Source organism: Rhodococcus sp. SGAir0479, from assembly GCF_005484805.1.
In the GTDB taxonomy this organism is placed as follows: Bacteria; Actinomycetota; Actinomycetes; order Mycobacteriales; family Mycobacteriaceae; genus Prescottella.
On the sequence record NZ_CP039432.1, the window covers coordinates 975944 to 988672 of the forward strand.

Here is a 12729-nt window from a genome sequence, read left to right on the forward strand (position 1 = left end):
CCCCACTCTCGAAAGAGTGGGGCCTTCTCGGGTGCCCCCGGCAGGATTCGAACCTGCGGCCTTTCGCTCCGGAGGCGAACGCTCTATCCCCTGAGCTACGGGGGCGCACCGGAATTCTCCGGTGTGCCAGTGGGCGGAGTTAGCGTAGCGCATTGTCGGCGATCATCCACATCCGCTGGTAGATCGACGTTTTTCGGATCGGATCCTCGGCCGGAACGAGTCCGGGCGGCGCATCCGTGGGATGCGCCGCCCGGGGCAACTCTCGCTATCGAGGCGATCGGTTCAGTTCATGGGAAGCGGTGAGGCGTTCCGCTCGGCGAGCATGCTCGTGATGAGCGTGGCCTCGCTCTGCTGGGTGGCCACCATGGTCTGCGACAGATTGCGCACCGCCGGGACGTCGGCGTACTGCTGCGCGTACTCCATCATCGGCAGGCCGCCCTGGTGGTGCCGCAGCATCAACTGCAGGAACATCACGTCCAGCGCGGGCCCGGACGCCCGGCCCAGAGCCGACATCTCCTCGGCCGAGGCCATACCCGGCATCGCGCTGCTGTCGTGCGCCGCCGGCGCGTCGGCCGCGCCCGCGGCGTGCCCGGAGTGCCCGTGGCCCCCGTCCTCCGTCATCCACGTCATGTACCCGCCGGTGGGCAACGGCGCCTGATCCCACAGCGCCAGCCAGCCCTGCATCTGGCCGACCTGGTTCTGCTGCGTGGTGAGGATGTCGTACGCCAGGTTCTTCACCGCCGGATCGGAGGACTTGGTGAGCGTGATCGTGGACATGTCGATCGCCTGGTTGTGATGCGCCGTCATGTCCTGGGAGAAGCCGACGTCGACCGAATCGGCGGCCGGGATCGGCGAGCCCTTGTCCTGGAACGGGAGCCGCGCGAAGAAGCCGAGCGCGAACCCGATCGCCAGGACGCCGACGAGACCGACGACCGCCAGCGCGGTCCGCTGGCTGCGGCTGCTCGGCGCCGTCGGTGACGGGGGGGTCGATTCGGTGTCGGTCATGGTTGCCTCAGCCGTTTCCGCCGGTCGCCGGTGCCTGCTGGCCCGCGCCCGCGGGCAGCTGCATGTCGGTCGGCAGACCCGTCGCGCCACCGAGCTCGGAGGTGTCGGGCTCGATGTTGCCGCCGTCCATCGGGACGGCGTCGGGGCCGGGTGCGGTCGCATCGAACGGCGGCGGGTTGGCCGGATCGAACGAGTCCGGGATGGTCGAGCAGCTGGCGCCGACCTCGGGGTAGGCGTAGCGGTTGAGGCGCAGCGCCTTGATGAACTGGTCGATGCGCTCGTCGTCGGCGCTGTCGACCTTGAGCTGGTGGCCCCACGACTGCAGCGAGACGGGCGTGTCCAGACCCGGGTACGGCGACATCAGCATGTAGCCGCTCTCCTTCGAGACCCGGTCCGCGAGCTGCTGGCGCTGCGTGTCGTCGACCTTGTCCGGGTTGTAGGCGATCCAGATCGCGCCGTGCTCGAGCGAGTGGACGGCGTTCTCGGAGCGGATCGCGTCCTGGTACACGGTGCCGGTGCACGTCGCCCACACCGCGTCGTGCGGACCGCCGAACGGCGGGGACTGGTCGTACGCGACGCGCTGCGTCGCCTGGACGTGCACACCGGCGGGGTAGTCGACCTTGACGACGCCGTCGATCCCCGTCGAGGGATCCTGATTGGATTCCGACGGCGTGAACTTGGCGACGGCCTGCTGGTCCTGGTACTTGGGCACCAGGTTGACGGCCAGGACGGCGATGAGCGCGACCACGGCGACGACGGCGCCGATCGTCAGCCACGGCAGCTGGCGACCTCCGCCGCTCCGGGTGGACGACGGCACGCCACCCTGCTTCTTCTTGTTGATCGCTTTGATCGCCTTGGCTGACTTCGCCCCCGTGTTCTTACTGCCGGGGCCGCGATTTTCCGAACCGCTGGGCATCGATGAGTGCTCTTTCGGTGATTGGACAAGGGCGCCCTCGAGGGGTAGTGAGCTTCCCAGGCTCCCCTCAGGCTCCATCACTGTACGTTCCGACCCTGAGGGAAAGCTTGGAGAGGCGGGAACGGGTAATCGGCACTGGTTATCCACCCACACGGTGCACGCAATAAGATGGACTCCTGTGACTCCAGCCGACCTTGCCGAACTGCTCCGAGGGACCGCCGCGAAGGTGCTCGCAGAGCACGGCCTCGACGTTTCCGTACTGCCTGCGACACTCACGGTCGAGCGTCCCCGCAACCCCGAGCACGGTGACTACGCCACCAACGTGGCGATGCAGGTCGCCAAGAAGGCCGGCACCAATCCCCGCGACCTGGCGACGTGGCTCGCGGCCGCGCTGACCGCCGCGGAGGGCATCGAGTCCGCGGAGGTTGCCGGGCCGGGGTTCCTCAACATCCGCCTTGCCGCCGACGCGCAGGGCGCGATCGTCGCCAAGGCCCTCGAGGCCGGCGCCGCCTTCGGGTCCGGCGACGCGCTCGCCGGCAAGCGCATCAACCTCGAGTTCGTGTCCGCGAACCCCACCGGGCCCATTCACCTCGGTGGTACCCGCTGGGCGGCGGTCGGTGACGCGCTCGGTCGCATCCTGTCGATGCAGGGCGCCGACGTGACGCGGGAGTACTACTTCAACGACCACGGCGCCCAGATCGACCGCTTCACCCGGTCGCTCATCGCCGCAGCGAACGGCGAACCCGCTCCCGAGGACGGCTACGCCGGCGCGTACATCGCCGACATCGCGGCCGAGGTGCAGAAGCAGGCGCCCGGCGCGCTCGGGCAGCCCGAGGCCGAGCGTCACGAGACGTTCCGGTCCATCGGCGTCGAGCTGATGTTCGCCCACATCAAGCGGACCCTGCACGAATTCGGCGTCGATTTCGACGTCTACTTCCACGAGAACTCGCTGTTCGAATCCGGTGCGGTGGAGAAGGCCGTCGAGACCCTCAAGGAATCCGGCAACCTGTACCACGAGGACGGCGCGTGGTGGCTCAAGAGCACCGATTTCGGTGACGACAAGGACCGGGTCGTCATCAAGTCCGACGGCAACGCCGCGTACATTGCCGGCGACATCGCCTACTTCCAGGACAAGCGCTCTCGCGGCTTCGACCTGTGCATCTACATGCTCGGCGCCGACCATCACGGGTACATCGGCCGCCTCAAGGCCGCCGCGGCCGCGTTCGGCGACGACCCGGACACCGTCGAGGTCATGATCGGCCAGATGGTCAACCTCGTCCGCGGCGGCGTCGCGGTGAAGATGAGCAAGCGGGCCGGCACCGTGATCACCCTCGACGACCTGGTCGAGGCGATCGGTGTCGACGCGGCCCGCTACTCGCTGGTGCGCTCGTCGGTGGACCAGAGCATCGACATCGATCTCGAGCTGTGGGCGAGCACCACCAACGAGAACCCGGTGTACTACGTGCAGTACGCGCACGCCCGGCTCTGCTCGATCGCCCGCAACGCCGCCGACCTGGGCCTGAGCGCCGAGAACCCGGACCTGGCGCTGCTGACCCACGACCGCGAGGGCGACCTGATCCGCACGATCGGCGAGTACCCGCGCGTCGTCGCCAAGGCCGCCGACCTGCGCGAGCCGCACCGCATCGCGCGGTACCTCGAGGAGCTCGCCGGCACCTACCACCGCTTCTACGACGCGTGCCGCATCCTGCCGCAGGGCGACGAGGACGCCACCGAGCTGCACACCGCGCGGCTGGCGCTGTGCGACGCGTCGCGGCAGGTCCTCGCCAACGGGCTCGAGCTGCTGGGCGTGAGCGCTCCGGAGCGGATGTGAACGCGCACCCGGCCGGACCCCGGCACGCTGAGATCCAGCACGCCCCGGGCCTGCCGCCGCGGCCCGCGGCGGCGTCGGACATGACCGCGCTGCCGCCGCAGGTGTGGCCGCGTGGTGCCCGCCGCGGCGACGACGGCGTCGTGACCCTCGCCGGTGTCCCGGTGACCGAGCTCGCGGAGAAGTACGGCACCCCGCTGTTCGTCGTCGACGAGGACGACTTCCGGTCCCGCTGCCGCGAGATGGCCCGCGCCTTCGGCGGCGCCGATCGAGTGCACTACGCGTCCAAGGCGTTCCTGTCGGCCGAGATCGCGCGCTGGGTGCGCGACGAGGGCCTGTCGATGGACGTCGCCTCCGGCGGTGAGCTGGCCGTCGCGCTGCACGCCGGCTTTCCTGCCGAGCGCATCACGATGCACGGCAACAACAAGTCGGTGGGGGAACTCGAGACCGCGGTGTCGGCGGGAGTCGGGCACGTCGTGTTGGACTCGATGCTCGAGATCGAACGGCTCGACGAGGTCGCGGGCCGGCTCGGTGCGGTCCAGGACGTCCTGATCCGCATCACGGTCGGCGTCGAGGCCCACACCCACGAGTTCATCGCGACCGCGCACGAGGACCAGAAGTTCGGGTTCTCGCTGTCCGGTGGCAAGGCCATGGACGCGGTCGCCCGCGTCTTCGCGACCGACAACCTGCGCCTGGTGGGGCTGCACAGCCACATCGGTTCGCAGATCTTCGAGGTCGACGGCTTCGAACTCGCCGCGCACCGGGTGATCGGACTGATGCGTGAGATCGTCGACCGCTTCGGTGCCGAGAAGACGTCGCAACTGTCGGTCGTCGATCTCGGTGGCGGCCTCGGTATCTCGTACCTGCCCAGCGACAACCCGCCCCCGGTCGAGGAACTCGCGGCCAAGCTCACGCACATCGTCGCGACCGAGTCGGCGGCCGCGGGTCTGCCCGCGCCGACGCTCATGGTCGAGCCGGGCCGCGCCATCGCCGGCCCCGGCACCGTCACGCTGTACGAGGTGGGCACCATCAAGGACGTCACCCTCGACGCGGGCGCCACCCGGCGCTACGTCAGCGTCGACGGCGGTATGAGCGACAACATCCGGACGTCGCTCTACCAGGCCGAATACGACGCGCGTCTGGTCTCCCGCGACAGCGACGGCGGGCCCGTCGTGGCCCGGGTCGTGGGCAAGCACTGCGAGAGCGGCGACATCGTCATCCGCGACGCCTGGATGCCGGACGACCTCGGTCCCGGCGACTTGCTCGCGGTGGCCGCCACGGGCGCATACTGCTATTCGATGTCCAGCCGGTACAACCTGCTCACCCGCCCCGCGGTGGTGGCAGTACGGGACGGCGCCTCACGCCTAATCTTGCGTAGGGAAACTGTGGAAGATCTGCTCAGCTTGGAGGTTTCGGAGTGACCAGCGAATCGGCGCAGCGCGCCATCGGGGTGGCTGTTCTCGGCCTCGGGACGGTGGGCAGCGAGGTGGCTCGCATCATCCGCGAGCACGCGGCCGACCTGGAGGCCCGGGTCGGCGCACGCTTGGAGTTGCGAGGTGTCGCGGTGCGGCGCCTCGACGGCGACCGCGGCGTGCCGTCGGAACTGCTCACGACCGACGCCGAGTCGCTGGTGACCCGTGACGACGTCGACGTCGTGGTGGAGGTCATCGGGGGCATCGAGCTGCCGCGCAAGCTGGTGCTCGCGGCGCTCAACGCCGGCAAGTCCGTCGTCACCGCGAACAAGGCCCTGCTGGCCGAGTACACCGGCGAGCTTGCCGAGGCCGCCGAGCGGCAGCGGGTGGACCTGTACTTCGAGGCCGCGGTGGCCGGCGCGATCCCGGTGATCCGCCCGCTGACCCAGTCGCTCGCCGGGGACCGCGTCGACCGCGTGCTCGGCATCGTGAACGGCACCACCAACTTCATCCTCTCCGCGATGGACGAGACCGGTGCCGACTACGCCGAGACGCTCGCCGAGGCCGGCCGGCTCGGGTACGCCGAGGCCGACCCCACCGCCGACGTCGAGGGCTTCGACGCCGCGTCGAAGGCGGCGATCCTCGCCTCGATCGCGTTCCACACGCGCGTCACCGCGGCCGACGTCTACCGCGAGGGCATCTCGAACATCACCTCCGCCGACCTCGACGCCGCCAAGGCCCTGGACTGCACGATCAAGCTGCTCTCGATCTGCGAGCGGATCGTCTCCGCGGACGGGCGCGAGCGCGTGTCGGCGCGTGTGTACCCGGCGCTGGTGCCGCGCGAGCATCCGCTGGCCGGGGTCAACGGTGCCTACAACGCCGTGGTGGTCGAATCCGCCAACGCCGGTCGACTGATGTTCTACGGCCAGGGCGCCGGCGGCGCCCCCACCGCGTCCGCCGTCATGGGCGACCTGGTGATGGCCGCGCGCAACAAGGTGCACGGTGGCCGGGGACCGCGCGAGTCGCGGTACGCGAAGCTGCCGATCGCCCCCATGGGCGACATCCCGACCCGCTACTACGTGAACATGCAGGTCGCCGATCGCGCGGGCGTGCTGTCGGCGGTGTCCGCCGAATTCGCCAAGCGCGGCGTCAGCATCTCCACCGTCCGGCAGGAAGGCGCCGGTGACGGCGCGCGTCTGGTGGTCGTCACCCACCTCGCCAGCGACGCGGCACTCTCGGAAACGGTTGCCGCCCTTGCCGAACTCGAATCCGTAACCGCTGTGACCAGCGTGCTCCGACTGGAAGGTACCTCCGAATGACCGGCGCCCACCCCGAGGCCGACAAGAAGACCGCCCCCGTGCACACCCCGTGGCCGGGACTGATCGAGGCCTACCGCGACCGGCTCGCGATCGGATCGAACTGGAAGACCGTGACGCTGCGCGAGGGTGGCACGCCGCTGCTGCCGGCCGCGCACCTGTCGGAGCTGACGGGGTGCGAGGTGTACCTCAAGGTCGAGGGACTCAACCCGACCGGTTCGTTCAAGGACCGTGGCATGACGATGGCCGTGACCGACGCCCTGGCCCGCGGCCAGCGCGCCGTGCTGTGCGCGTCGACGGGTAACACCTCGGCGTCGGCGGCGGCATACGCGGCCAAGGCCGGCATGGGCTGCGCGGTGCTGGTGCCGCAGGGCAAGATCGCGATGGGCAAGCTCGCCCAGGCCGTCATGCACGGCGCGCGAATCATCCAGGTGCAGGGCAACTTCGACGACTGCCTCGAGCTCGCGCGCAAGACCACCGCGGAGTTCCCGACGATCGGCCTGGTCAACTCGGTCAACCCGGTCCGTATCGAGGGCCAGAAGACCGCCGCGTTCGAGATCTGCGACGCGCTCGGCAAGGCGCCGGACGTGCACGCGCTGCCCGTCGGCAACGCCGGCAACATCACCGCCTACTGGCGCGGCTACTCCGAGTACTACGCCGACGGCATCACCTCGGTGCGCCCGCGCATGCTGGGTGTGCAGGCCGCCGGCGCCGCGCCGCTGGTCAACGGTGCGCCGGTGAAGGACCCCGAGACCATCGCCACCGCGATCCGCATCGGCGCACCGGCGTCGTGGAACGGTGCCGTGGCCGCCAAGGAGGAGTCGAACGGCGCGTTCCGCGCCGCGACCGACGAGGAGATCCTCGAGGCGTACCGCCTGATCGCCGCGACCGAGGGCGTCTTCGTCGAGCCCGCGTCCGCCGCGAGCGTCGCGGGTCTGCTGGCGGCCCGCAAGGAGGGCTGGCTGGACTCCGGCCTGACCGTCGTGTGCACGGTCACCGGCAACGGCCTCAAGGATCCCGACACCGCTCTCGCGGGTATGCCTGCAGTGCAGCCGATTCCGGTCGATCCCGTCGCTGTGGCGTCCGCTCTCGAGCTGGCATAGTGACCGCGGCTCCGGACACGGCAGTGAACCAGGCGATGACACAGACCCTCCCCACCGGACTGACGGTGACCGCACGTGTGCCCGCGTCGAGCGCGAACCTCGGCCCGGGCTTCGACACGCTGGGTCTCGCGCTCGGGTTGTACGACGAGATCACCGTCACGACCACGGATTCGGGACTGTCGATCCGTGTCGAGGGTGAGGGCGCGGACGACGTGCCGTGGGGCCCGTCCCACCTCGTCGTCCGGGCCATCGAGCGGGGACTCGAGGCTGCCGGTCTGTGGGCGGACGGGCTGGACGTGGTCTGCCGGAACGTCATTCCGCACTCGCGGGGGCTCGGGTCGTCGGCGTCGGCGGCGGTCGGCGGTCTCGCGGCCGCCAACGGCCTGGCGCGCAAGGCGGCGCCCGAGTTGGCGCTGACCGATGCCCAGCTGGTGCAGCTGTCGTCGGAGTTCGAGGGACACCCGGACAACGCGTCCGCGAGTGTCCTGGGTGGTGCGGTCGTGTCGTGGAGCGAGGTCAACGCCGACGACCAGTCGCAGCGGGATTTCCACGCGGTGCGGCTGGCGGTGCACCCGGACGTGCGGGTGGTGGCGCTGGTGCCGGCGGAGCGGTCGTCGACCGCGCTCACCCGCGGACTGTTGCCGGAGACGGTGCCGCACCGGGACGCGGCGTTCAACGTGAGCCGCGGCGCGCTGGCAGTGGTCGCGCTCACCCAGCGTCCGGACCTACTGATGACGGCGACCGAGGACCGGTTGCACCAGACGCAGCGCGCACCGGCGCTGCCGCTGACCACCCGCTGGATCGCGCGGCTGCGCGAGGCCGGTATCGCGGCGGCCGTGTCGGGCGCGGGACCGACCGTCCTGGCGCTGTCGAGCCGGCCGTTCCCGGACGAGCTGCGCCGCGCCGCCGAGGCCGAGGGTTTGCGCGTTCTCGAGCTCGACATCGCCGACGGCGTCCAGGTGAACTGATCGGGTGGACACGCTCAGGGCCGGTTACTCACCGGTTCTTGCCGAGTAGGGCATTCGCCGCTATCCTGAGCGTGTCCTTCCATCGTGCGCTTCAGACGCCGGTGCTTCACCAGGGCAATCGCTCCAATTCTCGGGGTATACCTGGCGTGATCCTCACGCAATTCGTTGTGCGTTGATCGATCGACAGCACTCGCCTTCTCGGGTGATGTGATGGGGGACAAGCCGACATTCCATCCAGCGGATACGGCACATCCGAGTTCAGTTGTCGACTGGACTGCGGGACGAACCCTCGGCTTTGCGCAGCGCGAGCGAGGGAAGGAAAGGACCTCCGTGACCGATACGGACCTGATTGCCACGCCCGTTCAAGATTCCCCGGCCGAGGCCGCGGGTGCCCGGGCGGGCAATTCTGCACAGACCTCCGACGCTGCACCGCGCGAGGGTGCCGTGGCAGCGTCCACCAAGCGCGCCGAGTCCAGGCGTGGAGCCGGACTCTCCGGCATGGTGCTGGCCGAGCTGCGCTCGCTCGCGGGTGAACTCGGTATCAAGGGCACCTCGGGTATGCGCAAGGGCGATCTGATCGCCGCCATCAAGGAGCGACAGGGCGGCGGCGCCCCCAAGGCCGCGAACGCCGAGTCGTCGTCCCCGGCCGCCGATGCGCCGGCCGCCGAGCAGGCCCCGCGCAAGGAGCGGACGGCCACCGAGCCCGCCGCGTCCGAGAGCCAGGACGACGCCACCGCCGAGCAGGCGCCGCGTCGCAGTCGTCAGCGCCGCGGATCCTCCCGCCGGGCCGGTGCTCCGGAGCAGGCCGGTTCGGACACCGAGACCGCTGCCGCCGACGGCACCTCCGAGGCTCGCACCGCCGAGCCCAAGGAGAAGGACGGGGCCGCGAAGGACGGCGACGCCAAGCAGGCCGACACCCGCGACCAGAACCGTGACCAGGCCAAGGACCAGCAGTCCGACGACCGTGGTGAGCGTGGCGGCCGGCGCGAGCGTGGTGACCGGGGCGAGCGGGGCCAGGGCGAGCGCGGTGACCGTGGCGAGCGCGGTGACCGTGGCGAGCGCGGTGACCGTGGCGAGCGCGGTGACCGTGGCGAGCGCGGTGACCGTGGCGACCGGGGCCAGGGCGGCAACGGTCCGCGCGGCGAGGGCCGCGGGGAGCGCCGCGACGCGGACGACGAAGAGGGCGGCCGCGGTCGCCGGGGGCGTCGCTTCCGCGAGCGTCGCCGTGGACGTGACCGTGGCGAAGGCGGCGAGGGTCGCGAGCCCGAGATCCGCGAGGACGACGTCCTGCAGCCGGTCGCCGGCATCCTCGACGTACTGGACAACTACGCGTTCGTCCGCACGTCCGGATACCTGGCCGGCCCGAACGACGTGTACGTGTCGATGAACCTGATCCGCAAGAACGGTCTGCGCCGCGGCGACGCCATCACCGGTGCCGTCCGCGTCGCCCGCGAGGGTGAGCAGAGCAACCAGCGGCAGAAGTTCAACCCGCTGGTGCGTCTCGACACCGTCAACGGGCACGAGCCCGAGGCGGCGCGCAAGCGCCCCGAGTTCAACAAGCTGACGCCGCTGTACCCGAACCAGCGTCTGCGCCTCGAGACCACGCCGAACATCCTGACGACCCGCGTGATCGACCTGATCATGCCGATCGGCAAAGGGCAGCGTGCGCTCATCGTGTCGCCGCCGAAGGCCGGTAAGACGACGGTCCTGCAGGACATCGCGAACGCGATCTCGGTGAACAACCCCGAGTGCTACCTGATGGTCGTCCTCGTGGACGAGCGTCCGGAAGAGGTCACCGACATGCAGCGTTCGGTGAACGGCGAGGTCATCGCCTCGACGTTCGACCGCCCGCCGTCAGATCACACGTCGGTCGCCGAACTCGCGATCGAGCGGGCCAAGCGCCTGGTCGAGCAGGGCCGCGACGTCGTCGTGCTGCTCGACTCGATCACCCGTCTCGGCCGCGCGTACAACAACTCGTCGCCGGCGTCCGGACGCATCCTGTCCGGTGGTGTCGACTCGACCGCGCTGTACCCGCCGAAGCGTTTCCTCGGTGCCGCGCGCAACATCGAGAACGGCGGGTCGCTGACGATCATCGCGACCGCGATGGTCGAGACCGGCTCCACCGGCGACACCGTGATCTTCGAGGAGTTCAAGGGCACCGGCAACGCCGAGCTCAAGCTCGATCGCAAGATCGCGGAGCGTCGTGTGTTCCCGGCGGTCGACGTCAACCCGTCGGGCACCCGCAAGGACGAGCTCCTGATGAGCCCCGACGAGTTCGCCGTCGTGCACAAGCTGCGGCGCGTGCTCTCCGGGCTGGATTCGCATCAGGCGATCGACCTGCTGATCGACCGCCTCAAGAAGAGCAAGAGCAACGTCGAGTTCCTGCTGCAGGTCTCGAAGACCGCTCCGGGCGCGCTCGAGGACTGACGTCGCCGACACCGGGCGGGAATCAACTCGCCCGGTGTCGTGTTGACAGGATCGCGTCGCCGAGATTGTCGACCGGATCGCACCGCGATCGTGTCGACGAGATCGCACCGCGATCGTTTAGGAGAAAGCGCCGGCGATCTGGCAGAATGATCGACCGCGTGACAACTATGTCCGGTTCCGGTTCACGGCCTCGAGTGGCGAGGTCGACCCGGCGGCCATCGAAAGGGACACCATGAAGGCTGGAATTCACCCCGAGTACGTTGCGACGACCGTCGTGTGCGGTTGCGGCAACACGTTCGAGACCCACAGCACCGCTCAGAGCGGACGGATCAACGTCGAAGTTTGCTCGCAGTGCCACCCGTTCTACACCGGTAAGCAGAAGATTCTGGACACCGGCGGACGCGTTGCTCGCTTCGAGGCGCGCTACGGCAAGCGTGCTCCGAAGAAGGCCGCTGCCGACCAGTAGCTGCCCCGCCGACGCCCGTCCTGCGAAATCTGCAGGCCGGGCGTCGGCGTTTTTGTGGCCCGTTCCGGGCCGCAGCGCCGTCCCCGATCCCGCGTTTTGCGCACTTGCCGCGGTTCGGAGGCCTCGACAACACCGACAAGTGCGCGAATCGCGAAAGCAGGAGCGAACCATGGCAGGGACGACGAAGCCGTCGGCGATCGACGACATCCTGGCCGAGCACGCGGGCCTGGAGCAGCAGCTGGCCGATCCGGCGTTGCACAACGATCCGGCGGCGGCACGCAAGGCGGGCAAGCGGTTCGCCGAGCTCGCGCCTGTCATGGCCACGTACGCCAAGCTCGAGGCCGCTCAGGAGGATCTGGAGGCGGCGCGCGAGCTGGGCGCCGACGATGCCGCCTTCGCCGCCGAGATCCCCGCGCTCGAGGCGCAGGTGGCCGAGCTCGACAAGACGCTCACCGACCTGCTCGCGCCTCGCGATCCGCACGACGGCGACGACGTCGTGCTCGAGCTCAAGTCCGGTGAGGGCGGTGAGGAGTCGGCGCTGTTCGCGTCCGACCTCGCACGCATGTACGTCCGCTACGCCGAGCGCGCCGGGTGGCGCGTCGAGATCCTGGACGCGACCGTCTCCGACCTCGGCGGTTACAAGGACGCGACGATCTCGATCAAGTCGAAGGGCGACGTCCGTGACGGAGTGTGGTCCCGGCTCAAGTTCGAGGGCGGCGTCCACCGCGTGCAGCGAGTTCCCGTGACCGAGTCGCAGGGCCGCGTCCACACCTCGGCGGCGGGAGTGCTGATCTACCCCGAGCCGGAGGAAGTCGAGGAGGTGCAGATCGACGAGTCCGATCTGCGCATCGACGTCTACCGCTCGTCGGGCAAGGGCGGACAGGGCGTCAACACCACCGACTCCGCGGTCCGGATCACGCACCTGCCGACCGGTATCGTCGTGACCTGCCAGAACGAGCGCTCGCAGCTGCAGAACAAGGCGCGTGCGATGCAGGTGCTGGCCGCCCGACTGCAGGCGGCGGCGGAGGAGGCCGCGGACGCGGAGGCGTCGGCCGGCCGCCAGAGCCAGATCCGCACGGTCGACCGTTCCGAGCGCATCCGCACGTACAACTTCCCCGAGAACCGCATCACCGATCACCGCATCGGGTTCAAGGCGCACAACCTCGACGCCGTGCTCGACGGCGAGATGGGCGCTCTCCTCGACGCGCTGGGGCAGGCCGACCGTGAGGCCCGTCTCGCGGCCGAATGAGGACCGGGACGGCCTGAGGCCGGTCGCGTGGCACCTGTC

At 69.8% G+C, this 12729-nt stretch carries 10 protein-coding genes and 1 tRNA gene; 8 read left to right on the top strand and 3 right to left on the bottom strand.

The window, feature by feature from the left end:
* Window positions 1-32 precede the first annotated feature (32 nt).
* From E7742_RS04525 to E7742_RS04535, 3 genes are all read right to left on the bottom strand, one after another.
* A tRNA-Arg gene (locus E7742_RS04525) sits at window positions 33-105 on the bottom strand.
* A 177-nt stretch (window positions 106-282) separates the two neighbouring features.
* Window positions 283-1005, bottom strand: coding sequence for a DUF305 domain-containing protein (locus tag E7742_RS04530; protein WP_137797855.1), 723 nt, complete (start codon window positions 1003-1005; stop codon window positions 283-285).
* 7 nt (window positions 1006-1012) lie between these two features.
* Window positions 1013-1921 carry a DUF3105 domain-containing protein gene (locus E7742_RS04535; protein WP_137797856.1) on the bottom strand — a complete coding sequence of 303 codons (909 nt, stop codon included), beginning with the start codon at window positions 1919-1921 and terminating at the stop codon, window positions 1013-1015.
* Window positions 1922-2099: 178 nt separating this feature from the next.
* Between E7742_RS04535 and argS the strand changes: the two genes are divergently transcribed.
* The 8 genes from argS to prfA all read left to right on the top strand — a co-directional run bounded on the left by argS (window position 2100) and on the right by prfA (window position 12690).
* Window positions 2100-3752: an arginine--tRNA ligase gene (gene argS, locus E7742_RS04540; RefSeq protein WP_137797857.1), complete on the top strand. Its 1653-nt coding sequence runs from the start codon at window positions 2100-2102 to the stop codon at window positions 3750-3752.
* Window positions 3749-5170, top strand: a complete 1422-nt coding sequence (gene lysA, locus E7742_RS04545) for a diaminopimelate decarboxylase (RefSeq protein WP_137797858.1) — start codon at window positions 3749-3751, stop codon at window positions 5168-5170. Before argS ends, lysA begins: the two co-directional genes overlap by 4 nt.
* Window positions 5167-6480 (top strand): homoserine dehydrogenase, encoded by a 1314-nt coding sequence (locus tag E7742_RS04550; RefSeq protein ID WP_137797859.1) that lies wholly within the window; start codon window positions 5167-5169, stop codon window positions 6478-6480. Before lysA ends, E7742_RS04550 begins: the two co-directional genes overlap by 4 nt.
* On the top strand, window positions 6477-7580 hold the full coding sequence (gene thrC / locus E7742_RS04555; RefSeq protein ID WP_137797860.1) for a threonine synthase: 1104 nt from the start codon (window positions 6477-6479) through the stop codon (window positions 7578-7580). Before E7742_RS04550 ends, thrC begins: the two co-directional genes overlap by 4 nt.
* A 35-nt stretch (window positions 7581-7615) precedes the next feature.
* The gene (gene thrB, locus E7742_RS04560; protein ID WP_137797861.1) at window positions 7616-8548 is read left to right on the top strand and encodes a homoserine kinase; all 933 of its coding nucleotides are present in this window, start codon (window positions 7616-7618) and stop codon (window positions 8546-8548) included.
* A gap of 330 nt (window positions 8549-8878) precedes the next feature.
* On the top strand, window positions 8879-10975 hold the full coding sequence (gene rho, locus E7742_RS04565) for a transcription termination factor Rho (protein WP_137797862.1): 2097 nt from the start codon (window positions 8879-8881) through the stop codon (window positions 10973-10975).
* Window positions 10976-11207: 232 nt separating this feature from the next.
* Window positions 11208-11441, top strand: a complete 234-nt coding sequence (rpmE, locus tag E7742_RS04570) for a 50S ribosomal protein L31 (RefSeq protein WP_137797863.1) — start codon at window positions 11208-11210, stop codon at window positions 11439-11441.
* Between the two features lie 169 nt (window positions 11442-11610).
* Complete coding sequence (gene prfA / locus E7742_RS04575; RefSeq protein ID WP_137797864.1) at window positions 11611-12690, top strand: peptide chain release factor 1; 1080 nt, start codon at window positions 11611-11613, stop codon at window positions 12688-12690.
* Window positions 12691-12729 lie beyond the last annotated feature (39 nt).

Coding starts and splice junctions, on each gene's coding strand:
- E7742_RS04535 (WP_137797856.1), bottom strand. CDS start 1,921: ATGCCCAGCGGTTCGGAAAATCGCGGCCCCGGCAGTAAGAACACGGGG.
- thrC (WP_137797860.1), top strand. CDS start 6,477: ATGACCGGCGCCCACCCCGAGGCCGACAAGAAGACCGCCCCCGTGCAC.
- E7742_RS04530 (WP_137797855.1), bottom strand. CDS start 1,005: ATGACCGACACCGAATCGACCCCCCCGTCACCGACGGCGCCGAGCAGC.
- prfA (WP_137797864.1), top strand. CDS start 11,611: ATGGCAGGGACGACGAAGCCGTCGGCGATCGACGACATCCTGGCCGAG.
- thrB (WP_137797861.1), top strand. CDS start 7,616: ATGACACAGACCCTCCCCACCGGACTGACGGTGACCGCACGTGTGCCC.
- rpmE (WP_137797863.1), top strand. CDS start 11,208: ATGAAGGCTGGAATTCACCCCGAGTACGTTGCGACGACCGTCGTGTGC.